Source organism: Enterobacter sp. FB, from assembly GCF_000805795.1.
Taxonomy (GTDB): Bacteria; Pseudomonadota; Gammaproteobacteria; order Enterobacterales; family Enterobacteriaceae; genus Enterobacter; species Enterobacter roggenkampii.
The window spans coordinates 86,627-110,170 of sequence record NZ_JSZC01000008.1 but is presented as its reverse complement, the minus strand read 5'-3'; the positions used below and the strand labels follow the sequence as shown (position 1 = coordinate 110,170).

Genomic DNA, 23,544 nt, shown 5'->3' with positions numbered 1-23,544 from the left:
ACTTGAACCACCGACCTCACCCTTATCAGGGGTGCGCTCTAACCACCTGAGCTACAAGCCTGCAGAGATTTTACTGCTGTTTTTCATCAGACAATCTGTGTGAGCACTACAAAGGCAGGTTTTAAGGTAAGGAGGTGATCCAACCGCAGGTTCCCCTACGGTTACCTTGTTACGACTTCACCCCAGTCATGAATCACAAAGTGGTAAGCGCCCTCCCGAAGGTTAAGCTACCTACTTCTTTTTTGCAACCCACTCCCATGGTGTGACGGGCGGTGTGTACAAGGCCCGGGAACGTATTCACCGTAGCATTCTGATCTACGATTACTAGCGATTCCGACTTCATGGAGTCGAGTTGCAGACTCCAATCCGGACTACGACGCACTTTATGAGGTCCGCTTGCTCTCGCGAGGTCGCTTCTCTTTGTATGCGCCATTGTAGCACGTGTGTAGCCCTACTCGTAAGGGCCATGATGACTTGACGTCATCCCACCTTCCTCCAGTTTATCACTGGCAGTCTCCTTTGAGTTCCCGGCACCGCTGGCAACAAAGGATAAGGGTTGCGCTCGTTGCGGGACTTAACCCAACATTTCACAACACGAGCTGACGACAGCCATGCAGCACCTGTCTAGAGTTCCCGAAGGCACCAATCCATCTCTGGAAAGTTCTCTGGATGTCAAGAGTAGGTAAGGTTCTTCGCGTTGCATCGAATTAAACCACATGCTCCACCGCTTGTGCGGGCCCCCGTCAATTCATTTGAGTTTTAACCTTGCGGCCGTACTCCCCAGGCGGTCGACTTAACGCGTTAGCTCCGGAAGCCACGCCTCAAGGGCACAACCTCCAAGTCGACATCGTTTACGGCGTGGACTACCAGGGTATCTAATCCTGTTTGCTCCCCACGCTTTCGCACCTGAGCGTCAGTCTTTGTCCAGGGGGCCGCCTTCGCCACCGGTATTCCTCCAGATCTCTACGCATTTCACCGCTACACCTGGAATTCTACCCCCCTCTACAAGACTCTAGCCTGCCAGTTTCGAATGCAGTTCCCAGGTTGAGCCCGGGGATTTCACATCCGACTTGACAGACCGCCTGCGTGCGCTTTACGCCCAGTAATTCCGATTAACGCTTGCACCCTCCGTATTACCGCGGCTGCTGGCACGGAGTTAGCCGGTGCTTCTTCTGCGGGTAACGTCAATCGCTGAGGTTATTAACCTCAACGCCTTCCTCCCCGCTGAAAGTACTTTACAACCCGAAGGCCTTCTTCATACACGCGGCATGGCTGCATCAGGCTTGCGCCCATTGTGCAATATTCCCCACTGCTGCCTCCCGTAGGAGTCTGGACCGTGTCTCAGTTCCAGTGTGGCTGGTCATCCTCTCAGACCAGCTAGGGATCGTCGCCTAGGTGAGCCGTTACCCCACCTACTAGCTAATCCCATCTGGGCACATCTGATGGCAAGAGGCCCGAAGGTCCCCCTCTTTGGTCTTGCGACGTTATGCGGTATTAGCTACCGTTTCCAGTAGTTATCCCCCTCCATCAGGCAGTTTCCCAGACATTACTCACCCGTCCGCCGCTCGCCGGCAAAGTAGCAAGCTACTTTCCGCTGCCGCTCGACTTGCATGTGTTAGGCCTGCCGCCAGCGTTCAATCTGAGCCATGATCAAACTCTTCAATTTAAGTTTGATGCTCGTGAATTAAACTTCGTAATGAATTACGTATGTTCACTCAGAGACTTGGTATTCATTTTTCGTCCGAGGACGTTAAGAATCCATGTCACTTTGAGTGCCCACACAGATTGTCTGATAAATTGTTAAAGAGCAGTGCAACGCGGCTTTCGCTCACCGTTGCGAGGTGGCGTATATTACGCTTTCCTCATTCAGAGTCAAGTGATTATTTTCGCTTTTCTCTGTTGGCGTTCATCTCTGAACCCCGCTAACCCGGCGGCCTGCAAGCCGTTGTTCCGTGTCAGTGGAGGCGCATTATAGGGAGTTCTCAGACGTTGACAACCCCTCTTTTAAAAAAAACTTTCAACCGTCTCTTTTTTGCTCAAAACCGTGCTATAGCGCCAGTTTTTCGAGCGTTTCAAAGCCATAACGGCGTAAAACGGGTAAAAGTTGTTCAGTTTCTTTTGTTAACGCCATACAAAACGCGATATTCGCATCCGTAGATTTCGCATCCGGGGCTTCATGCTCCAGCAACCAGGCCGTACGACGGGCGATAGCCGCACCGGAATCCACCAGGCGTGTCCCCTCCGGCAGCACCTCTAATAGCTCTTCCTGGAGTAGCGGGAAGTGGGTACAGCCCAACACAACGGTATCCGGGGGTTCAGGCATCCGCAGCCACGGACGAAGAATACGACGCAGCTCGTCGAGTGATACCGCCTTGCCATGCAGCTTCGCTTCCGCCATCTCTACCAGCTCAGCCGAACCGAGCATCGCAATCTGGCATTCGTTGGCGAAACGGTCGATCAGCTCGCGGGTATAAGGACGCTTTACCGTACCTCGCGTGGCCAGCAGGCCCACAATGCCGTTCGCCGTCAGACGCGCGGCAGGCTTTATTGCCGGGACGACGCCCACAACCGGGAACTGGAATTTTTCACGCAGGGCGGGAAGAGAAACGGTGCTCGCCGTATTACACGCGATAACGGCCAGCGCAAGGGGATAACGCTGTTGTACCGCAGTGACGATTTCCACCACGCGCTCGACAATAAAATCTTCGCTCTTTTCCCCATACGGGAAAGCGACGTTATCGAAGGCGTAGATGTAATGGAGATCCGGCAGGAGATGCCGAATCTCATCATAGACCGAAAGCCCACCGACGCCGGAATCAAACACCAGCACGGTAGGGCGCGGATTAGAAGGTGTAGCTGCCAGACAAGGTGTATTCCCGTCCTGCAGTTTGGTAGCCATAAACTGTCTCGTAATCTTTATCGAACAGGTTGGCTATTTTACCACGAACTGTAAGGTGTGAGGTGACAGGATACGAAACTGCGACATCCCACAGGCTTACACCGCCCATTTTTACTTTCTCAGACGGGTAAGTACCAAAGTCAGTGTCGTAACGCGTACCGAGATAGTGATAAGTCAGACTCCAGTCGAAATCATAGATCTGCGTGTCGAGCTGATATTTCACCTGCTGCTTAGCACGACGATCCAGAAGTTCGTTGGTTGCGGCATTTCGGGCATCTACGTAGTCATAGCCAACAGTATGCGTCAACGGACCCGTATCAAACGATGCTGTCGCTTCCACGCCTTTAATGCGCGCTTTACCGACGTTGTAATATTGCTGAAGGTTATTATCGAAGTCGATGAGATTATCAACGTCATTACGGTAGCCGGATACGCGCCAGCTCACGCCCGCCGTCAGGCCTTCAAACGCACCTTCCCACTGCTTGCTCTCTTCTGGATCAAGATGGTCATTGCCATAGAAACCGTAGAGTTGACCCAGATTTGGTGCCTTATAGGCCGTACCATAAGAAGCAACGAAACGGTAACCCTCCACGAACTCCCAGGCCGCACTGCTTTGCCAGGTGCCATGACGACCGAACTGAGAGTTGTCATCGCTGCGAACCGCCCCTTCCAGGGTGAAGTCACCAAACTGCTGCAGCCCGGTCAGGTAGACGCCGGTGTTACGCAGGTCGTAGCCGTTGGTCACGTAGTTTGTACCCGGCTCGGTGCTCTGCTTCTGCCAGTCAACGCCCGCGCCAATGTTCCCATGGCCAACATCAACGGAGTTAAGCCACTGGACGTTGTACTGTTTGATTTCATCCAGCGTGGCTGTCGAATCGTAGCGGCCTAAATTTGGGTCGTAGTTATAGTCCTTGCTGTGGCTATAGCTGGTGAGCAGCTGCGAATGGAAGATGTCATCGTTGAAGCGCAATCCTGCATCCCAGGTCTGGCTATAGAGCTGGCGGGTATCGACCAGTACGTCAGGGGTAAAGGAGCTGTAGTAGCCGTCGTAGGCCGTACGGTTGCTGTAGCCAAAGCCGCGAACAAAACCGCTCCACTGGTCTGAGAATGCGTGATCCAGTGCGCCGTAGAGCGTTTTATTCATAAAACCGTCGCGATCGGTCTGGGCAAGGCCACCATTGTTGCCGTCCGCAACCACATCAAACCCTTTGGTATAGGTGTAATCACCCGCAAGCGTGACGCGCGTGCTGTCACCCAGTGTTTGCTGAGTACTGCCGCCATAATTCTGATAGCCGTGTGAGCCTACGCCAGCATTCAGCGTGGTACCGTCCTTCGCACGAGTAGTAATAATGTTTACGACACCACCAATCGCGTCTGAGCCGTATACCGCCGAACGCGGTCCACGAACATATTCGATTCGCTGCACCAGGGAGATTGGGAACTGGCTGAGATCGGACGACCCCGTGACGCCCGCCTGGTTAAGGCGGATCCCATCAACAAGGATCAGGACGTGGCTGGAGTTGGTGCCACGGATAAAGAGAGAGGAGAGTTGCCCCATCCCACCACTTTGCGCCGTATCCACGCCGGGCAGGCGACGCATAACGTCCAGCACCGAGGTTGACTGCCAACGGTCAATATCGGCACGCGTCACAACCGAGGTTGCTGCCAGAATAGTTTTTTCAGGTTGTTCAAAACGATTTGCCGTCACCACCAACGAGTCTGCGCTATCCTGCGCCCAGCCCGAAAATGCCGTGACGGACAACGCCGTCAGCAGCGATACTTTTTTAATCATTGTTAAAGCATCCACAATATAAGAAGGATGCCGCAGGCCTCATCGATAGCACGCGATGATGAAACCAAATGCGACGTGATCCCGGCAGGTCTTCGGGCTAGGTGGCTATATAAGGATGAAGACTTCCCATTTTCACAGTGTCTACAACGCTCATCCCGCCAGTCTTTACCGCTGCGCGTCAGCTCCAGATTTACACTGGATTCCCTTTTCACTCTCAGGAGACCGGAAACAGAATGCTACAATTAGACACGTATGGATGTCCAGACAGCTATTGGCCATTAACTCTGGACATCCCCTGAACAATGCCTACAATCGCCGCGTAATTCTTTATCACTCAGGACGCATCATGACCCCAGAACACCTCCCGACAGAACAGTACGACGCGCAGCTGGCAGAGAAAGTCGTCCGCCTGCAAAGTATGATGACGCCTTTCAACGCGCCCGTTCCCGAGGTGTTCCGCTCTCCTGTCAGCCACTACCGCATGCGTGCCGAGTTCCGCATCTGGCACGACGGTGACGACCTGTACCACATCATTTTCGATCAGCAGACGAAGTCCCGCATTCGCGTGGACAGCTTCCCGGCAGCGAGCGAGCTTATCAATCAGCTGATGACGCTGATCGTTGAAGGCGTGCGTAACAACCCGGTGCTGCGCCACAAGCTGTTCCAGATTGACTACCTGACCACGCAAAGTAACCAGGCGATTGTCTCCCTGCTATACCACAAAGCCCTGAACGACGAGTGGCGCGAGCAGGCCGAAGCCCTGCGTGATGCGCTGCGTGCGCAGAACATCAACGTTCACCTGATTGGCCGTGCGACAAAAACCAAAATCATGCTGGATCAGGACTACGTCGACGAGCGCCTGCCGGTGGCGGGTAAAGAGATGGTCTATCGTCAGGTGGAGAACAGTTTTACCCAGCCGAACGCCGCGATGAACGTGCAGATGCTGGAGTGGGCGCTGAAGGCGACGGAAGGGTCTAAGGGCGATCTGCTTGAACTCTACTGCGGTAACGGCAACTTCTCGCTGGCGCTGGCGCGTAACTTCGAGCGCGTTCTGGCAACCGAAATCGCCAAACCGTCGGTGGCCGCCGCGCAGTACAACATTGCCGCCAACCATATCGACAACGTGCAGATCGTTCGTATGGCCGCAGAAGAGTTCACGCAGGCAATGAACGGCGTACGCCAGTTTAACCGTCTGGAAGGAATCGATCTGAAGAGCTACCAGTGTGAGACGATTTTTGTCGACCCGCCGCGCAGTGGCCTGGACAGCGAAACCGAGAAGATGGTGCAGGCGTACCCGCGCATTTTGTACATCTCGTGTAACCCGGAGACGCTGTGCAAAAACCTGGAAACGTTAAGCCAGACGCACAAGGTTGAACGTCTGGCGCTGTTCGATCAGTTCCCGTATACGCACCATATGGAGTGCGGCGTTTTACTTACCGCACGGTGATCTGTAGGCCGGATAAGCGTAGCGCCATCCGGCGTTTTTGGCAGGTGGCGCTTCGCTTACCTGCCCTACAAATAATTCATTACTCTGGTAACTGGCTCTTACGGCTACGCATGCGCGAGCCAATCCAGAACACCAGCGCAACAGACAGTACCGCAGGGAAGAAGTTAGAGCCGATATCCGGATACTCCGCGCGCACCACCGTGCTGTACAGCAATACGCCCAGAATAAAGCAGGCGGCGGCCAGCCCCGGCAACCCCACCGGCATGGTGCGGTTCAGGTAGCGTTGATGCAGGCAGTACACCGTCAGCACCAGCGCAATCAGCGGGAAAATCGAAAACGGCACGATGGAGCTAAAAATAGCGGCGAACGTACCATTAATGGATAAGCCAGCGATCAATGCCAGCAACAGCGTCCCTTTATCCTGACCTGACTGTTTCATTACTCACCTTCACTCTTCGGTTTGATGTGCCAATTTCTCTTGTTCACGGCGATACCAGTAGTACGCGCCTTTGGAGATCATCCTGAGCTGCAATACCAGTCGCTCTTCAAGCTGCTTGCGTTGTTCAATGCTGACATCCAGCGCTTCGGCACCTGCGCTGAAAACAATCGTCACCATCGCCTCGGCCTGTGCTTCGGTAAACGCACGCGGCATATGGTTTTCGAGTTCAAGATAGTCGGCAAGTTCCGCGATGAAGTGCTGAATTTCGCGCGCGACGGCGGCACGAAACGCCGCCGATGTGCCCGAACGCTCGCGCAGAAGCAGACGAAACGCGTTGGGGTTATTGCCGATAAATTCCATAAAGGTCGACACGGAGGTACGGATCACGCTGCCCCCTTTGGCGATACGCTGACGCGCCTGGCGCATCAGCTGGCGCAGCATCAAACCGCTCTCGTCGACCATGGTCAGGCCCAGTTCATCCACATCACGGAAGTGACGATAGAAGGACGTTGGCGCAATCCCGGCCTCGCGTGCGACTTCGCGCAGGCTCAAACTGGCAAAACTTCGCTCAGCACTCAGTTGACTGAATGCGGCTTCCACCAGCGAACGCCGGGTTTTCTCTTTTTGTTGTGCTCTTACGCCCATCACGATAGTTGAATCCTTCCAAAGGCCTGATGGCACTATACCAGAGAATAAAATTAATCTGTTTACCTGGCTTTGTGAATGATTGTTTACGTGCGGTTTGTGCTCCACTGCCGGAAAAAAGCACAACGATAATTGGGTTACTCTGGCAATGATGTTATGATTCTGTTGCTTTTATGTATAAGAACAGGTAAGCCTTACCATGCCACATTCCTACGATTACGACGCAATAGTTATTGGTTCCGGCCCCGGCGGCGAAGGCGCTGCTATGGGTCTGGTGAAACAGGGAGCCAGAGTAGCGGTCATTGAGCGCTACCATAATGTCGGCGGCGGTTGCACCCACTGGGGCACCATCCCTTCGAAAGCCCTCCGCCACGCCGTTAGCCGCATTATCGAATTTAACCAGAATCCTCTTTACAGCGACCACTCCCGACTTCTTCGTTCCTCTTTTGCCGACATCCTGAATCACGCGGATACCGTCATTAACCAGCAGACGCGCATGCGTCAGGGGTTTTATGAGCGTAACCACTGTGAAATTTTGCAGGGCAACGCGCATTTTGTGGATGAACACACCCTGGCACTCGAATGCCACGACGGGTCGGTTGAAACCATCACCGCTGAAAAATTTGTGATTGCCTGCGGTTCACGCCCGTACCATCCGGCCGACGTGGACTTCTCGCACCCGCGCGTCTACGACAGCGACTCGATTCTGAGCCTGCACCATGAACCCCGCCACGTCATTATCTATGGCGCAGGGGTCATTGGTTGCGAATATGCGTCGATCTTCCGCGGAATGGACGTCAAAGTTGACCTGATCAATACTCGCGACCGCCTGCTGGCCTTCCTCGATCAGGAGATGTCGGACTCCCTCTCCTACCACTTCTGGAACAGCGGCGTGGTCATTCGCCACAACGAAGAGTACGAGAAGATCGAAGGCTGCGACGACGGGGTGATCATGCACCTCAAGTCAGGCAAGAAGCTGAAAGCGGACTGCCTGCTGTACGCCAACGGCCGTACCGGCAACACCGATTCTCTGAAGCTGGAAAATATCGGGCTTGAGACCGACAGCCGCGGTCAGCTGAAGGTCAACAGCATGTATCAGACCGCCCTGCCGCACGTTTACGCGGTCGGCGACGTGATTGGCTACCCAAGCCTGGCCTCAGCCGCTTACGACCAGGGCCGCATTGCCGCTCAGGCGCTGGTGAAAGGCGAAGCGACGGCGCATCTGATCGAAGATATCCCGACGGGTATCTACACCATCCCGGAAATCAGCTCAGTCGGCAAAACCGAGCAGCAGCTGACGTCAATGAAGGTGCCTTACGAGGTGGGTCGTGCGCAGTTTAAACATCTGGCGCGGGCGCAAATCGTGGGGATGAGCGTGGGTACGCTGAAAATTCTGTTCCATCGCGAGACGAAAGAGATCCTTGGGATTCACTGCTTTGGTGAACGCGCCGCGGAAATCATTCATATCGGCCAGGCGATCATGGAGCAGAAAGGTGGTGGTAACACCATTGAGTACTTCGTCAACACCACCTTTAACTACCCGACCATGGCGGAAGCCTATCGGGTAGCCGCGCTGAACGGCTTAAACCGCCTGTTTTAACGCGCTGTCAAAATGGCCATCCATCGCACCGCGGATGGCCTCTGCCAGCTGCTCATAGCGGCTGCGCAGCGGTGACCCAGGACGATAGACCAGGCCAATCGTACGACGCGGCTCTGGCTTAATGCACGGCAAGTAGACCACGCCATCACGTTTACGCTCGTGCGGCACCGCCAGCGCAGGCAGCAGCGTAATACCACTTCCCGCCGCGACCATATTTCGCAGGGTTTCCAGGCTGGTTGCGCGGAAGTGGGTATCTTCATCAGCACCCGCTTCGAAACAGAAGCCCATCGCCTGGTCGCGCAGGCAGTGGCCGTCTTCCAGCATCAGCAGCTTTTCACCCGCCAGATCGGCCATCGGCACGCGATCGCGGTTCGCCCACGGGTGATCTTCATAGACCGCCAGCATCATCGGCTCATCGAACAGCGGCACTTCAATAAAGGCTTCACTCTCTTTTACCAGTGCCAGAATGGCGCAGTCGAGCTTGCCGCTGTCCAGCTGCGCCAGCAGCTGATGCGTCTGCGCTTCATGCAGGTACATTTCGAGTTTCGGGAACGTCTGGTGCAGCATCGGAATGATGTGCGGTAACAGGTACGGGCCAACGGTTGGGATCAGGCCAATATGCAGCGGGCCGGACATGGCCTCCCCCTGCTGGCTTGCCATTTCCTTGAGCACTTTGACCTCGCGCAGCACGGTGCGCGCCTGATCCACCAGCAGAAGACCTGCCTGTGTGAACAGAACCTTACGACTGGTGCGCTCCAGCAGCATCACGCCCAGCTCGTCTTCAAGCTTGCGGATCTGGCCGCTCAGCGTGGGCTGGCTGACGTGGCAGGAATCTGCCGCGCGGCGAAAGTGACGATGCTCGGCTAACGCTACCAGGTATTCAAGATCACGAATATTCATTATTCATCCTCCGTCGCCACGATAGTTCATGGCGATAGATAGCATAGCAACGAACGATTATCCCTATCAAGCATTCTGTTGAATAATACACCACATAGACGAGGCGGCACGTGTTTGACCCTTGACGTCCCCGCACCGTCAGCGAGTTTCTCTCAAAACTCGAACAACTAAAGCCAACGTGAACTTTTGCGGACCCCGTGGTCCGCTTTTTTTTGCGTAAAAAAGCCCAACTCAGGGTTGGGCTGGGGTTTTGTAGGTCGGGTAAGGCGAAGCCGCCACCCGACGTTTCAGGCATCAAATCAGGCGGTTTTTCGCCTCCGCAATGGCCTGCGCCACCTGCTTAGGCGACACGCCGCCTTTCGCCGCACGCTTATCCAGGCAGGACTGCAGCGCCAGAATCGGATACACATCATCCCCGATAACCGCGCTGAATTTCTGTAGATCGGCCAGCGCCAGATCTTCCAGCGGTTTACCCTGACGAATGGCTTCCACTACCGCTTCACCGACAATATGGTGAGCTTCACGGAACGGTACGCCCTTCCCCACCAGGTAATCCGCCAGCTCGGTCGCGTTCGCATAGCCCTGCTGCGCCGCTTCCTGACAGCGCGGACGCTTCACCTGAATGCCGTCCAGCACCAGCGCGCCCATATGCAGACAGTCGAGCCAGGTGTCGAGCGCGTCGAACAGCCCCTCTTTGTCTTCCTGCATATCTTTGTTGTACGCCAGCGGCAGCCCTTTCAGGGTCATCATCATGCCGGTCAGCGCGCCCTGCACGCGGCCACACTTGCCGCGGATCAGCTCCAGCGCGTCCGGGTTTTTCTTCTGCGGCATCAGGGATGAGCCTGAGGTCACGCGGTCGGACAGCTCGACGAAGCCCGCTTCGCCAGAGTTAAAGAAGATCAGATCTTCGGCAAAGCGCGACAGATGCACCATCCCGATAGACGCATTCGACAGCAGCTCCAGCACGTGGTCGCGGTCAGAGACGCTGTCCAGGCTGTTGCGGGTGGCGGAGGCAAAGCCCAGCCAGCCTGCCAGCTGTTCACGGTCGATTTCGTAAGCGGTACCCGCCAGCGCGCCGCTGCCCAGCGGGCTGACGTCCAGACGCTTCAGGGTATCCTGCAGACGGCTTTCGTCACGCGCCAGCATCTCAACGTAGGCCAGACACCAGTGCGCAAAGGTCACCGGCTGCGCGCGCTGCAGGTGGGTATAACCCGGCATCACCGCGTCCTGATTGTTCTGTGCGGTCTCCACCAGCGCGGTCTGCAGCTGACGGTTAGCCGCCAGCAGCTCCGCGACGGTATCTTTACACCACAGCTTCAGGTCGGTGGCGACCTGGTCGTTACGGCTACGACCGGTGTGCAGCTTTTTACCCAACTGGCCAACTTTGTCGATCAGCTTGCCTTCCACCCAGCTGTGAATATCTTCGGCATCGCTCTGCAGGATTTGCTGCGGATCCAGACGCACCTCTTCCAGCAGGTTGTTCAGCGCCTCTTCCAGCTGCAGCTGTTCCTCCGGGGTCAGCACGCCCACCGTCACCAGCGCTTTGGACCAGGCCACAGAGCCGACGATATCCTGTTCGGCCAGGCGGTAGTCGAAGCGCAAAGAGTCGTTGAACTGTTTGAACCGCTGATCCGCTGCCTGTGTAAAACGCCCACCCCAAAGTGCCATAACGAATTTCCTTAATGATGATATTTTAGCCCGGTGGCGCTGCGCTTACCGGGCCTACAAAATTCACGTAGGCCGGATAAGCGAAGCGCCATCCGGCACAGAATCTTAAGCCAGAATACGCGTGCCAATCGGCGTGCCGTTAAACAGCGCCGGAAGCTGCTCCGCGTGACGCCAGGAGGCGATATCTACCGGACGGCCCAGCGTGCGCGCCGCATCCAGCGCGGCGTTCACTTTCACGATCATGCCGTCGGTGATGATGCCCTGCGCAATCAGCTGCTCGGCTTTTGCCGCAGTCATTTCTGCAATGCGCTGGCCTTTTCCGTCCAGAATGCCGCTCACGTCGGAAAGCAGGATCAGGTCCGCACCCAGCGTTGCCGCCAGTGCAGTTGCCGCCTGGTCAGCGTTAACGTTCATCAGGTCGCCCTCTTCGGTCACGCCGATAGAGCTCACCACCGGCAGGAAACCGCCTTCCAGCAGCGTGTTAATCAGCTTAGGCGAACCCGGCTGCGCCAGTCCAACGTGACCGAGCGCTTCGTCGAGCTGGGTCACTTTTACGCTGTCGCCATCGCCCAGGTAGAGGCCAACGGAAGCAATGCGGTGTTTCTTCGCCCAGGACAGCAGGGTTTTGTTCGCTGTACCCGCCAGCGCACCGGTGATAATGTCAATCTGGTCCGCAGGCGTCACGCGCAGGCCGTTTTTCTTGATCACCGGCAGGTTGAGCCCTTTCATCAGCTCATCCACCACGCAGCCGCCGCCGTGCACAATCACCAGCGGACGTTGGTGTGATTCGCGATAGTTCACCAGCGCGGTAAACAGACGCTCCAGCGCTTCTTCGCTGTCCAGCAGTACACCACCGAGTTTGATAATTAATGGGTTCATCATCACACCTTAAATAAGAGCCTGCGTTTCCGGGAAACCGAAACGAATATTTGCACACTGTATTGCCTGAGCGGCAGCGCCTTTCAGTAAGTTATCTTCTGCGGCCACCACGATGAGATGCTCACCCTGCACGGCAAAGCCGATATCGCAGAACGGCAGGCCGACCACATTTTTCAGCGCCGGCACGCCTTTGTCGTACAGGCGCACCAGCGGTTTGTCCGCATACGCCTGCGTGAAGACCTCGTTCACCTGTTCTTTGGTCACACCCGGCTTCAGGCGGCAGGTAATGGTTTCGAGGATCCCACGCGGGAAGCTGCCCAGATGCGGCGTGAAAATCACGTCCGCGCCCAAATGGGTGGTGATTTCAGGATGATGGCGGTGGTTAAACACGCCATACGGCTGAAGGCTCACTTCGCAGAAGCTGTTGGAAATCGCCGCCTTGCGTCCTGCACCGCTCACGCCGCTGGTGGCGTTGATCACCGGCCACTGGTTCAGATCCAGTAGACCCGCGTCGATCAGCGGCTTCAGGGAAAGCTGCGCCGCCGTCGGGTAGCAGCCCGGAACGGCAATCAGGTCCGCTTCTTTCAGTTTATCTGCGCTCCACTCCGCCAGGCCGTACACCGCTTTTTCAAGCAGATCCGGATGCTGATGGGTGAAACCGTAATATTTTTCGTAGAACGCGCCGTCGTTAACGCGGAACGCGCCGGAGAGGTCGAAGACCACGCAGCCGGCCGCCAGGAACTGCGGCGCCAGGTCGTGGCTGACCTCGTGTGCGGTGGCTAAAAACACCACGTCGACGCCGTCGGTAAACTCGCTGATGTCAGACATGGGCTGCAAAGGCAGATCGACCAGCCCCTTAAGCTGCGGATGCAAATCGGAAATTAACTTTCCTGCATCATTGCTTTGCGCTGACACGGTCAAAGCGGTTATGGTCATATGTGGATGGCGATTCACGTAGCTTACAAGCTCTGCGCCCGCATAACCGCTAGCGCCTACAATCAGCGTATTCAACATCGGGTTCCTTTATGCTCAACGTTAATGTATTTTTATTCACATTTATTGCATGAATATTGATACTATCACGACCTAAGGTGTGTCAACAATGAAAATGAACTTACCGCCATTTATCGAGATCTACCGCGCCCTGATTGCCACACCGTCCATCAGCGCAACGGAAGAAGCGCTGGATCAGAGCAATGAGTCTTTAATCAATCTGCTGGCGGGTTGGTTTAGCGATCTTGGGTTTAACGTTGAGGTTCAGCCCGTCCCCGGCACTCGTCACAAATTTAACCTGCTCGCCAGTACCGGAACCGGTGCGGGCGGCCTGCTGCTGGCCGGTCACACCGACACCGTGCCGTTTGACGATGGCCGCTGGACGCGCGATCCGTTCACCCTGACCGAGCACGACAACAAGCTCTACGGTCTGGGCACCGCAGACATGAAAGGCTTCTTCGCCTTTATCCTCGACGCGCTGCGTGACGTGGACGTGACGAAGCTGAAAAAACCGCTCTACATTCTGGCGACCGCCGATGAAGAGACCAGCATGGCGGGCGCGCGCTACTTCTCAGAAAACACGTCGATTCGTCCGGATTGCGCGATCATCGGCGAGCCGACGTCTCTGCAACCGATTCGCGCACATAAAGGCCATATCTCTACCGCCGTGCGCGTGCTCGGCCAGTCCGGCCACTCCAGCGATCCGGCGCGCGGCGTCAACGCCATTGAGCTGATGCATGACGCCATCGGCCGCATCATGACCCTGCGCGACGATCTGAAAGAGCGTTACCACTATGAGGCGTTCACCGTGCCGTATCCAACGCTCAATCTCGGCAGCCTGCACGGCGGTGATGCCTCGAACCGTATCTGCGCCTGCTGCGAGCTGCACATGGACATCCGACCGCTGCCGGGCATGACCCTGAGCGATCTGGATGGTTTACTGAACGAAGCGCTGGCCCCGGTGAGTGAGCGCTGGCCGGGCCGTCTGACGGTCTCGGAACTGCACCCGCCGATCCCGGGTTATGAATGCCCGCCGGACCATCAGCTGGTCGAAGTGGTGGAAAAGCTGCTCGGTGAAAAAACTGACGTGGTGAATTACTGCACCGAAGCGCCGTTTATTCAGACGCTGTGCCCGACGCTGGTTCTTGGCCCTGGCTCCATCAACCAGGCGCACCAGCCGGATGAATATCTTGAAACCCGCTTTATCAAGCCCACCCGCGAACTGATTACCCAGGTTGTACATCATTTCTGCTGGCATTAATGACCTTTCCCCTCTCGGAAGAGAGGGGAAAATCCCGCGATCTCCGTCACATTTCCATAAGCATCTCTTATCTGACGCAATGCGAATTAAATTTCGTAAATTGCCCACATTTATTCGTTTGCTGAACCGTTTTCGCAGCAATTGACGACGGGGGTTTTACGTGGCTTTATAAAGGGAGATGACAAAATAATGTCCAGAAGATTTTTGCCTGGGCATAAACAAAAATGATGGGGTGACTGGGTTTTTATGAACGAACAATATTCCGCGTTGCGTAGTAATGTCAGTATGCTCGGCAAAGTGCTTGGAGATACCATCAAAGATGCGTTGGGGGAGAACATCCTCGACCGCGTTGAAACCATCCGCAAGCTGTCTAAATCTTCCCGTGCCGGTAACGAGGCCAGTCGTCAGGAGCTGCTCACCACCTTGCAGAACCTCTCGAACGACGAGCTGCTGCCCGTTGCACGCGCATTCAGCCAGTTCCTGAACCTGGCAAATACCGCTGAGCAATACCACAGCATTTCGCCAAACGGCGAAGCGGCCAGCAACCCGGAAGTCATTGCCCGCACCCTTCGTAAACTGAAAGACCAGCCAGACCTCAACGAAGCCACCATCAAAAAAGCGGTGGAGTCACTTTCGCTGGAGCTGGTACTGACCGCTCACCCAACCGAGATCACCCGTCGCACCCTGATCCACAAAATGGTGGAAGTGAACAACTGCCTGAAACAGCTGGATAACAAAGACATTGCCGACTATGAACGCAACCAGCTGATGCGCCGCCTGCGCCAGCTGATTGCTCAGTCCTGGCACACCGATGAAATTCGTAAGCATCGCCCAAGCCCGGTCGACGAAGCTAAATGGGGCTTTGCGGTGGTGGAAAACAGCCTGTGGGAAGGGGTACCGAACTACCTGCGCGAGCTAAACGAACAGCTGGAAGCGAACCTGGGCTACCGTCTGCCGGTCGACTTTGTGCCGGTGCGCTTTACCTCCTGGATGGGCGGCGACCGCGACGGCAACCCGAACGTCACCGCAGAAATCACCCGTCACGTCCTGCTGCTGAGCCGCTGGAAAGCGACCGATCTGTTCCTGAAAGACATTCAGGTACTGATCTCCGAGCTGTCGATGGTAGAAGCGACGCCGGAACTGCGCGCGCTGGCCGGTGAAGAAGGCGCCAGCGAGCCGTACCGTTTCCTGATGAAAAAACTGCGTGGTCAGCTGATGGCCACTCAGGCCTGGCTGGAAGCGCGCCTGAAAGGCCAGCGTCTGCCAAAACCAGAAGGCCTGCTCAGCCAGAACGAACAGCTCTGGGAGCCGCTGTACGCCTGTTATAAATCACTCCAGGCGTGCGGGATGGGCATTATCGCCAACGGCGAACTGCTCGACACCCTGCGTCGCGTGAAGTGTTTCGGCGTGCCGCTGGTGCGTATCGACGTGCGTCAGGAAAGTACCCGTCATACCGAAGCGCTGGGCGAGCTGACCCGCTATCTCGGCATCGGCGACTATGAAAGCTGGTCCGAAGCCGACAAGCAGGCGTTCCTGATCCGCGAGCTGAACTCCAAGCGCCCTCTGCTGCCGCGCAACTGGGAGCCAAGCAACGATACCCGCGAAGTGCTCAACACCTGTAAAGCGATCGTTGACGCGCCGAAAGGATCGGTCGCCGCCTATGTGATCTCCATGGCGAAAACCCCGTCCGACGTGCTGGGCGTTCATCTTCTGCTGAAAGAAGCGGGCATCGACTACGCCCTGCCTGTCGCCCCCCTGTTTGAGACCCTCGATGACCTGAACAACGCCAACGACGTGATGAGCCAGCTGCTGAACATCGACTGGTATCGCGGCTTTATTCAGGGCAAACAGATGGTGATGATCGGCTATTCCGACTCCGCAAAAGATGCGGGCGTAATGGCGGCATCCTGGGCGCAGTATCAGGCGCAGGACGCACTGATTAAAACCTGCGAGAAAGCCGGTATCGAGCTGACCCTGTTCCACGGACGCGGTGGCTCCATTGGCCGTGGCGGCGCGCCAGCACACGCGGCACTGCTGTCACAGCCGCCGGGAAGCCTGAAAGGCGGCCTGCGCGTGACCGAGCAGGGCGAGATGATCCGCTTCAAGTACGGCCTGCCGGAAGTGACCATCAGCAGCCTGTCGCTTTATACCAGCGCGATCCTGGAAGCCAACCTGCTGCCACCGCCGGAGCCAAAAGAATCCTGGTGCCGCATCATGGACGAGCTGTCAGACATCTCCTGCGATCTGTACCGCGGCTATGTGCGTGAAAACAAAGATTTCGTGCCTTACTTCCGTTCAGCCACGCCTGAGCAGGAGCTGGGTAAACTGCCGCTGGGCTCACGTCCTGCCAAGCGTCGTCCGACCGGCGGCGTTGAATCCCTGCGCGCCATTCCGTGGATCTTCGCCTGGACGCAGAACCGCTTAATGCTGCCCGCCTGGCTGGGTGCCGGTGCCGCGCTGCAAAAAGTGGTGGAAGACGGTAAACAGAGCGAACTGGAAACCATGTGCCGCGACTGGCCGTTCTTCTCTACCCGTCTGGGAATGCTGGAGATGGTCTTCTCGAAGGCCGACCTGTGGCTGGCGGAATACTACGATCAGCGCCTGGTGAAGCCAGAGCTGTGGGCGCTGGGCAAAGAGCTGCGCGAACTGCTGGAAGGCGACATCAAAGTGGTGCTGGACATCGCTAACGACTCACACCTGATGGCGGACCTGCCGTGGATTGCCGAGTCTATCCAGCTGCGTAACATCTACACCGACCCGCTGAACGTCCTGCAGGCAGAGCTGCTGCACCGTTCGCGTCTGGCAGAAGAAGAAGGGAAAGAGCCGGATCCACGCGTTGAACAGGCGCTGATGGTGACGATTGCGGGCGTTGCGGCAGGTATGCGTAACACCGGCTAATGCTTTACGCCCGGCGGCGCTGCGCTTGCACGGGCCTACGATAAGTAGGCCGGGTAAGCGTTAGCGCCACCGGGCAAATTTCGGTAGTCTCCTTATGCATTCCGATATCACCCAGATTTTGACAGACCTGGTGAACCGCACGTTACCGCTGGGTCAGATTCATTTCTCAGCGCTGGCTGAACAGCATCCCCGAACCTCTCCCTGCCTCGGCATTACCCTTGACACACCCTGCGAGGCGATTTTTTCTTTTTTTGGACAAATTACGCATCCTGCGCCTCACGCCCTGAGCATACATTTCGGTAAGCAGCAGCTTACAATCGAGTTACAGCATGACAATGTGCTCTTACAACAACTCCAGGTTGCCCGACGTGGTCCGCGAACGGGGGCTTTTCTTCTGCAAACGCTCACCGAATTACAGATGCAGCCAGAAGAGCAGGACACAGCAAGGCTGGTGGTTTTAAGCCTGCTCAGCCACTGCCGGGATCTGCTTGGAAGCGAAATTCACACCGACAGCCGCAGCCGGGCACTGTTCGAAGCCGTTCGGAGCTATATCGAAGAAAATTATGCCTCTTTGTTAACTCGCGAATCCGTGGCACAGGCGTTCTACATCTCACCAAACTACCTTTCCCATCTATTCCAGAAAGTCGGCAGCGTCGGATTCAATGAATATTTAACAAAAACGCGCCTGGAACATGCGCGTCAGCTGCTGAAAGGCTACGATCTCAAAATTAAAGATATCGCCACACGCTGTGGATTTACGGACAGCAACTACTTTTGCCGTCTCTTTCGCAAGCACACCGAACGTTCCCCTTCCGAATATCGACGCCAGTACCACAGCCAGCTGATCGCCAAAAAGTAGCATTGTGATCGCTCTCTCACTTCGCCAAGGACATTACATTTGTCCAGTATTTGGCAAAATTGACCTGTATTCGCCGCGCCTGGGTGCGCCGTATCCTTTATTCAACCTTTTTGACTTAAGGAAAAATAATGGAACTGTACCTGGATACCGCCAACGTGGCGGAAGTTGAACGCCTGGCGCGCATCTTTCCCATCGCGGGCGTCACCACCAACCCGAGCATCATTGCCGCCAGCCGTGAATCCATCTGGGACGTGCTGCCGCGCCTGCAACAAGCCATCGGGCCGGAAGGCACGCTGTTTGCTCAAACCATGAGCCGCGATGCCGAAGGCATGGTGGCAGAAGCCAAACGTCTAAGTAACGCTATTACGGGCATTGTGGTGAAAATCCCGGTGACGGCTCAGGGACTTATCGCAATTAAGGCCTTGAAAAAAGAGGGGATAACCACGCTGGGGACTGCCGTTTACAGCGCGGCGCAGGGCATGCTCGCCGCACTCGCAGGGGCGAAATATGTCGCGCCGTACGTCAACCGCGTCGACGCGCAGGGCGGTGACGGCATTCGCATGGTTCAGGAACTGCAGTCCCTGCTGGAGCTGCACGCGCCGGGCAGTAAAGTGCTGGCCGCCAGCTTCAAAACGCCGCGTCAGGCGCTCGACTGCCTGTTGGCAGGATGTGAAGCAATCACGCTTCCCTTAGACGTAGCGCAACACATGCTCGGTACGCCGGCGGTAGAGTCAGCCATAGAGAAGTTCGAGCAGGACTGGAAAAACGCGTTTGGTAACCTCAACCTCTAAGGGAGAACTGTTATGGACCGTATCATTCAATCGCCGGGGAAATATATCCAGGGCGCGGATGTGCTGACCCGTCTCGGCGACTATCTGAAACCCCTGTCAAACCGCTGGCTGGTCGTCGGCGATAAGTTTGTGCTGGGTTTTGCCGAAGAGACCCTGCGCCAGAGTTTTAAAAAAGCCGAACTGCATGCCGAAATTGCGCCGTTTGGCGGCGAATGTTCGCAAAATGAAATCGATCGTCTGAAAAAGCTGGCCGACAGCGCCGACTGCCTGGCAGTACTGGGTATTGGTGGCGGTAAAACGCTGGATACCGCGAAAGCCCTGGCTCACTTTATGGACGTGCCGGTCGCCATTGCGCCGACTATCGCGTCCACCGACGCGCCGTGCAGCGCCCTTTCCGTTATTTACACCGACAGCGGCGAGTTCGATCGCTACCTGATGCTGCCGCACAACCCGAACATGGTCATTGTGGATACGAAAGTGGTTGCAGGTGCGCCTGCACGTCTGCTGGCCGCCGGGATTGGCGACGCGCTGGCGACCTGGTTTGAAGCACGCGCCTGCTCGCGCAGCGGCGCGACCACTATGGCCGGGGGTAAATGCACACAGGCGGCATTAGCGCTCGCCGAGCTGTGCTACAACACGCTGGTTGAAGAGGGTGAAAAAGCGATGCTGGCGGCGGAACAGCATGTGGTGACGCCTGCGCTGGAACGCATTATCGAAGCCAACACCTATCTCAGCGGCGTCGGCTTTGAAAGCGGCGGGCTGGCGGCTGCACACGCTATTCATAACGGCATGACGGCGGTGCCGGACGCGCATCACTTCTATCATGGGGAGAAAGTGGCGTTTGGTACGCTGACGCAGCTGGTGCTGGAAAACGCGCCGGTAGAAGAAATTGAGACCGTCGCGGCGCTTTGCCACAGCGTAGGGCTGCCGATCACCCTGGCACAGCTGAACATCAAAGAGGATATTCCAGCCAAAATGCGTCTGATTGCCGAAGCCTCATGTGCGGAAGGAGAAACGATCCACAACATGCCGGGGGGCGTCACGCCGGATCAGGTGTATGCGGCGCTGCTGGTGGCAGACCAGTATGGACAGCGATTCCTGCAGGAGTGGGAGTAATAAAAAAGCCGGGTGGCGCTGCGCTTACCCGGCCTACATGGCACTTTAATTTGTAGGCCGGGTAAGGCGTAGCCGCCACCCGGCACACTGGCTACTTCACGTCAAACCGATCCAGATCCATGACCTTCGCCCAGGCGGCAACGAAGTCGCGGACAAACTTCTCATGCGCATCATCGCTGGCGTAAACCTCGGCCAGCGCGCGCAGGACGGCGTTAGAGCCGAAGACCAGATCGGCGCGTGTGGCGGTATATTTCACTTCACCGCTGGTGCGATCGCTCCCGGCAAACAGCTCATTGGACTCATCGGTCGCCTTCCACTGCGTGTTCATATCCAGCAGGTTCACGAAGAAATCAGTGCTCAGCACGCCCTCACGGTTGGTGAACACGCCGTTCTTGCTGCCATCAAAGTTGGCACCCAGTACGCGCAGGCCGCCGATCAGCACCGTCAGTTCTGGCGCAGTCAGCGTCAGCTGTTGGGCTTTATCAATCAGCAGAGACTCCGTGGTGGACACATCCACCTGCGCACGGTAGTTGCGGAAACCATCGGCAATCGGTTCGAGCAGGTTAAACATCTCGATATCCGTCTGATCCTGACGCGCATCAACGCGGCCCGGCGTGAACGGTACGGTGACATACACACCTGCCGCTTTTGCGGCCTGCTCAACGCCTACCACACCCGCCAGCACGATGATATCGGCCAGAGAGGCTTTGTTGGTGGTGCGCTGGATAGCTTCCAGGGCTGGCAGCGCGCGAACCGCCGCAGCGTTCACGTCCCAGTCACGCTGAGGCGCCAGCGCCAGACGCGCGCCGTTGGCACCGCCACGTTTATCGCCACCGCGGAAGGTCGAGGCTGACGCCCAGGCCACAGAAACCAGTTCGCTCACGGAGAGACCCGAGGCCGCAATTTCCGCCTTCAGGCTTTCAATGTCTTCTTTGGTCGGATTGAATACCGCCTGCGGCAGCGGGTCCTGCCAAATCAGATCTTCTTTCGGCACTTCCGGGCCAAGGTAACGCGATTTTGGCCCCATATCACGGTGGGTCAGCTTGAACCAGGCACGCGCGAAGGCTTCGTTGAAGGCCTGCGGATCGTTCAGGAAGCGGCGGGAAATCTTTTCGAATTCCGGGTCGAAGCGCAGCGTCAGGTCGGTGACCAGCATGGTAGGCTTGCGTTTTTTCGACGGGTCGAACGGATCGGGCATGATTTCCGGCGCATCCACGGCTTCAAACTGAATCGCCCCTGCCGGACTGCGGGTCTGTACCCATTCGTATTTGAACAGGTTCTCGAAGAAGTAGTTGCTCCACTGGGTCGGGGTTTGTGACCAGATGACCTCCAGACCGGAGGTAATGGCATCAGCGCCAACCCCCGTGCCGTGCGTGCTGGCCCAGCCCAGGCCCTGTGCTTCAATCGGTGAGGCTTCGGGGTCGGTACCCACGTGGGTGGCTTCACCCGCGCCGTGAGTCTTGCCGAGGGTGTGGCCGCCTGCAATCAGCGCGACGGTCTCTTCATCGTTCATGCCCATGTTGCCGAAGGTCGCACGAATCGCTGCCGCCGCTGACAGCGGTTCACCGCTGGCGTTCGGCCCTTCCGGGTTCACGTAGATCAGGCCCATTTCGGTGGCTGCCAGAGGACGCTTAGCCAGCGCTTCCGGGTCACGGTGGGTCAGCCAGGCTTTTTCATCACCCCAGTTCACGTCCAGATCCGGTTCCCAGACGTCTTCACGCCCGGCACCAAAACCAAAGGTACGGAAGCCGGAGTTCTCCAGCGCCACGTTACCCGCGAGGATAAACAGGTCGGCCCAGGAGATTTTTTGTCCGTATTTTTTCTTGATAGGCCACAGCAGACGGCGCGCTTTATCCAGGCTTACGTTATCCGGCCAGGAGTTCAGTGGCGCAAAGCGCTGTTGACCGCGTCCTGCCCCACCGCGCCCGTCCACGGCGCGATAGGTACCCGCACCGTGCCACGCCATACGGATAAACAGGCCCGCATAGCTGCCCCAGTCGGCAGGCCACCACGGTTGAGAGTCGGTTAAAAGTGCTTTGAGGTCGCCTTTAAGGGCAGAGTAATCAAGCTTGCTGAATTCTTTGCGGTAGTCGAAGTCTTCACCCAGCGGGTTCGAACGATTGGAATGTTGGTTAAGAAGATCGATGCGGAGTTGTTTTGGCCACCAGTCGCGGCTGCCTGTACCTGCGCCCGCGCTGTGATCGACGCCGCCCTGATGGAACGGGCATTTGCCGACTGATGCCGCTTTATTGGTCTCGTCTGACGTGCTCATCGCTATGCTCCCTTTTACAGTGTTACCGTTACGATATACACCACTAGCAATAAGTTATAGTTGAATTAATCCACAGATTCGATAGCTGATACCTTTTAACTTTTTACCCTGTTAAAAAGCCCTCTATTTAAGAGGGCTTTTGGTGTTTTACGCGGGGCGAACGCCCAGAGTATGGCAGATGGCATAGCTCATCTCCGCGCGGTTTAGCGTGTAAAAGTGGAAGTCTTTCACCCCTTCACGGCTTAAGATTTTCACCATGTCCATGGCGATATTGGCCCCCACCAGCTTGCGGGTTTCCGGGTCATCATCCAGACCTTCGTACATTTTGGACATCCACAGCGGAATGCGCACGTTGGTCATATCGGCGAATTTCTTCGCCTGTTTGAAGTTAGAGACCGGCAGAATGCCCGGGATAATTTCAACGTCGATGCCCGCGGAGACGCAGCGGTCACGGAAGCGCAGGTAGCTTTCGACATCAAAGAAGAACTGGGTAATGGCGCGGTTGGCACCAGCCTCCACTTTACGCTTGAGGTTAAGCAGATCCGCCTGGGCGCTTTTCGCTTCCGGGTGAACCTCAGGGTAAGCAGCCACGGAGATATCAAAATCTGCCACCTCTTTCAGCAGCCCAACCAGGTCGGCCGCATACATCTCTGGCTTGCCGCTGCCGGGCGGGAGGTCGCCGCGCAGTGCGACAATATGACGGATGCCGTTATTCCAGTAGTCCTGGGCGATGGCACGCAGCTCGTCGCGGGTAGCGTCGATACAGGTGAGGTGCGGCGCCGCTTCCAGACCGGTACGATCTTTGATGCCTTTAATGATGCTGTGCGTACGGTCACGCTCGCCAGAGTTCGCACCGTAGGTCACGGAGACAAACTTTGGTTTCAGGCTGCTGAGACGATCGATAGAGCTCCACAGGGTTTGCTCCATTTCACTGGTGCGCGGCGGGAAAAATTCAAAAGAGACGTTAATCTGGCCGTTTACTTCGGCCAGGCTCTGGTTCAGTACTTCCCGCTGGTTGGCGTGAAAAAAGCTCATACCCTACCCCTATCAATCGCGTGTCATTGTCTGTTGTGTTGTGAACTTCT

At 56.5% G+C, this 23,544-nt stretch carries 17 protein-coding genes, 1 rRNA gene and 1 riboswitch; of the genes, 7 read left to right on the top strand and 11 right to left on the bottom strand.

What is annotated here, in order from left to right:
* Positions 1 to 127 precede the first annotated feature (127 nt).
* The 3 genes from PI91_RS05960 to btuB all read right to left on the bottom strand — a co-directional run bounded on the left by PI91_RS05960 (position 128) and on the right by btuB (position 4,691).
* A 16S ribosomal RNA gene (locus PI91_RS05960) occupies positions 128 to 1,666 on the bottom strand.
* Between the two features lie 381 nt (positions 1,667 to 2,047).
* Positions 2,048 to 2,899: a glutamate racemase gene (gene murI / locus PI91_RS05955; protein WP_023293583.1), complete on the bottom strand. Its 852-nt coding sequence runs from the start codon at positions 2,897 to 2,899 to the stop codon at positions 2,048 to 2,050.
* Entirely contained in the window at positions 2,844 to 4,691 is a 1,848-nt protein-coding gene (gene btuB / locus PI91_RS05950) for a TonB-dependent vitamin B12 receptor BtuB (protein ID WP_023326300.1), read from the bottom strand. The genes murI and btuB overlap by 56 nt, the downstream gene beginning before the upstream one ends.
* Before the next feature lie 65 nt (positions 4,692 to 4,756).
* Positions 4,757 to 4,933: riboswitch (cobalamin riboswitch) on the bottom strand.
* Between the two features lie 104 nt (positions 4,934 to 5,037).
* Between btuB and trmA the strand changes: the two genes are divergently transcribed.
* Positions 5,038 to 6,138: a tRNA (uridine(54)-C5)-methyltransferase TrmA gene (gene trmA / locus PI91_RS05945; RefSeq protein WP_039265650.1), complete on the top strand. Its 1,101-nt coding sequence runs from the start codon at positions 5,038 to 5,040 to the stop codon at positions 6,136 to 6,138.
* 79 nt (positions 6,139 to 6,217) lie between these two features.
* Here trmA and PI91_RS05940 read toward each other — a convergent pair whose 3' ends face one another.
* Together PI91_RS05940 and fabR are read right to left on the bottom strand one after the other, a co-directional pair.
* Positions 6,218 to 6,577 carry a YijD family membrane protein gene (locus PI91_RS05940; protein ID WP_008501783.1) on the bottom strand — a complete coding sequence of 120 codons (360 nt, stop codon included), beginning with the start codon at positions 6,575 to 6,577 and terminating at the stop codon, positions 6,218 to 6,220.
* Between the two features lie 9 nt (positions 6,578 to 6,586).
* Positions 6,587 to 7,225: an HTH-type transcriptional repressor FabR gene (fabR, locus tag PI91_RS05935; protein WP_008501784.1), complete on the bottom strand. Its 639-nt coding sequence runs from the start codon at positions 7,223 to 7,225 to the stop codon at positions 6,587 to 6,589.
* A 196-nt stretch (positions 7,226 to 7,421) separates the two neighbouring features.
* Here fabR and sthA point away from each other — a divergent pair, with 196 nt between their 5' ends.
* Positions 7,422 to 8,822: a Si-specific NAD(P)(+) transhydrogenase gene (gene sthA / locus PI91_RS05930; RefSeq protein ID WP_039265649.1), complete on the top strand. Its 1,401-nt coding sequence runs from the start codon at positions 7,422 to 7,424 to the stop codon at positions 8,820 to 8,822.
* Here the strand turns inward: sthA and oxyR are convergent.
* From oxyR to argC, 4 genes are all read right to left on the bottom strand, one after another.
* Entirely contained in the window at positions 8,805 to 9,722 is a 918-nt protein-coding gene (gene oxyR / locus PI91_RS05925; RefSeq protein ID WP_039265648.1) for a DNA-binding transcriptional regulator OxyR, read from the bottom strand. The genes sthA and oxyR overlap by 18 nt on opposite strands.
* Positions 9,723 to 10,016: 294 nt before the next feature.
* On the bottom strand, positions 10,017 to 11,390 hold the full coding sequence (gene argH / locus PI91_RS05920; RefSeq protein ID WP_039265647.1) for an argininosuccinate lyase: 1,374 nt from the start codon (positions 11,388 to 11,390) through the stop codon (positions 10,017 to 10,019).
* 105 nt (positions 11,391 to 11,495) lie between these two features.
* The gene (gene argB / locus PI91_RS05915; RefSeq protein ID WP_023616404.1) at positions 11,496 to 12,272 is read right to left on the bottom strand and encodes an acetylglutamate kinase; all 777 of its coding nucleotides are present in this window, start codon (positions 12,270 to 12,272) and stop codon (positions 11,496 to 11,498) included.
* Between the two features lie 6 nt (positions 12,273 to 12,278).
* Positions 12,279 to 13,283: an N-acetyl-gamma-glutamyl-phosphate reductase gene (gene argC, locus PI91_RS05910; protein WP_025912295.1), complete on the bottom strand. Its 1,005-nt coding sequence runs from the start codon at positions 13,281 to 13,283 to the stop codon at positions 12,279 to 12,281.
* Positions 13,284 to 13,371: 88 nt separating this feature from the next.
* On the opposite strand from argC, the gene argE reads away from it, so the two are divergent.
* The 5 genes from argE to PI91_RS05885 all read left to right on the top strand — a co-directional run bounded on the left by argE (position 13,372) and on the right by PI91_RS05885 (position 20,187).
* Positions 13,372 to 14,523, top strand: coding sequence for an acetylornithine deacetylase (gene argE / locus PI91_RS05905; protein WP_008501790.1), 1,152 nt, complete (start codon positions 13,372 to 13,374; stop codon positions 14,521 to 14,523).
* 246 nt (positions 14,524 to 14,769) lie between these two features.
* Positions 14,770 to 17,421: a phosphoenolpyruvate carboxylase gene (gene ppc, locus PI91_RS05900; RefSeq protein WP_023345106.1), complete on the top strand. Its 2,652-nt coding sequence runs from the start codon at positions 14,770 to 14,772 to the stop codon at positions 17,419 to 17,421.
* 94 nt (positions 17,422 to 17,515) lie between these two features.
* Positions 17,516 to 18,280 carry an AraC family transcriptional regulator gene (locus PI91_RS05895; protein ID WP_008501792.1) on the top strand — a complete coding sequence of 255 codons (765 nt, stop codon included), beginning with the start codon at positions 17,516 to 17,518 and terminating at the stop codon, positions 18,278 to 18,280.
* A gap of 128 nt (positions 18,281 to 18,408) precedes the next feature.
* A complete protein-coding gene (gene fsa, locus PI91_RS05890; protein ID WP_039265645.1) occupies positions 18,409 to 19,071 on the top strand; it encodes a fructose-6-phosphate aldolase in 663 nt (220 codons plus the stop codon).
* Positions 19,072 to 19,083: 12 nt separating this feature from the next.
* Positions 19,084 to 20,187, top strand: coding sequence for a glycerol dehydrogenase (locus PI91_RS05885; protein ID WP_039265644.1), 1,104 nt, complete (start codon positions 19,084 to 19,086; stop codon positions 20,185 to 20,187).
* Between the two features lie 91 nt (positions 20,188 to 20,278).
* Here the strand turns inward: PI91_RS05885 and katG are convergent, their stop codons facing one another.
* Both katG and metF read right to left on the bottom strand, forming a co-directional pair.
* Entirely contained in the window at positions 20,279 to 22,459 is a 2,181-nt protein-coding gene (gene katG, locus PI91_RS05880; protein WP_039265643.1) for a catalase/peroxidase HPI, read from the bottom strand.
* Between the two features lie 147 nt (positions 22,460 to 22,606).
* On the bottom strand, positions 22,607 to 23,494 hold the full coding sequence (gene metF, locus PI91_RS05875; RefSeq protein WP_039265642.1) for a methylenetetrahydrofolate reductase: 888 nt from the start codon (positions 23,492 to 23,494) through the stop codon (positions 22,607 to 22,609).
* Positions 23,495 to 23,544 lie beyond the last annotated feature (50 nt).

What these genes read in the sequence shown, in the direction of transcription:
- PI91_RS05885 (WP_039265644.1), top strand. Translation starts at nt 19,084, where the DNA reads ATGGACCGTATCATTCAATCGCCGGGGAAATATATCCAGGGCGCGGAT.
- ppc (WP_023345106.1), top strand. Translation starts at nt 14,770, where the DNA reads ATGAACGAACAATATTCCGCGTTGCGTAGTAATGTCAGTATGCTCGGC.
- sthA (WP_039265649.1), top strand. Translation starts at nt 7,422, where the DNA reads ATGCCACATTCCTACGATTACGACGCAATAGTTATTGGTTCCGGCCCC.
- argH (WP_039265647.1), bottom strand. Translation starts at nt 11,390, where the DNA reads ATGGCACTTTGGGGTGGGCGTTTTACACAGGCAGCGGATCAGCGGTTC.
- argB (WP_023616404.1), bottom strand. Translation starts at nt 12,272, where the DNA reads ATGATGAACCCATTAATTATCAAACTCGGTGGTGTACTGCTGGACAGC.
- argC (WP_025912295.1), bottom strand. Translation starts at nt 13,283, where the DNA reads ATGTTGAATACGCTGATTGTAGGCGCTAGCGGTTATGCGGGCGCAGAG.
- oxyR (WP_039265648.1), bottom strand. Translation starts at nt 9,722, where the DNA reads ATGAATATTCGTGATCTTGAATACCTGGTAGCGTTAGCCGAGCATCGT.
- katG (WP_039265643.1), bottom strand. Translation starts at nt 22,459, where the DNA reads ATGAGCACGTCAGACGAGACCAATAAAGCGGCATCAGTCGGCAAATGC.
- metF (WP_039265642.1), bottom strand. Translation starts at nt 23,494, where the DNA reads ATGAGCTTTTTTCACGCCAACCAGCGGGAAGTACTGAACCAGAGCCTG.
- murI (WP_023293583.1), bottom strand. Translation starts at nt 2,899, where the DNA reads ATGGCTACCAAACTGCAGGACGGGAATACACCTTGTCTGGCAGCTACA.
- fsa (WP_039265645.1), top strand. Translation starts at nt 18,409, where the DNA reads ATGGAACTGTACCTGGATACCGCCAACGTGGCGGAAGTTGAACGCCTG.
- argE (WP_008501790.1), top strand. Translation starts at nt 13,372, where the DNA reads ATGAAAATGAACTTACCGCCATTTATCGAGATCTACCGCGCCCTGATT.
- PI91_RS05940 (WP_008501783.1), bottom strand. Translation starts at nt 6,577, where the DNA reads ATGAAACAGTCAGGTCAGGATAAAGGGACGCTGTTGCTGGCATTGATC.
- btuB (WP_023326300.1), bottom strand. Translation starts at nt 4,691, where the DNA reads ATGATTAAAAAAGTATCGCTGCTGACGGCGTTGTCCGTCACGGCATTT.
- PI91_RS05895 (WP_008501792.1), top strand. Translation starts at nt 17,516, where the DNA reads ATGCATTCCGATATCACCCAGATTTTGACAGACCTGGTGAACCGCACG.
- trmA (WP_039265650.1), top strand. Translation starts at nt 5,038, where the DNA reads ATGACCCCAGAACACCTCCCGACAGAACAGTACGACGCGCAGCTGGCA.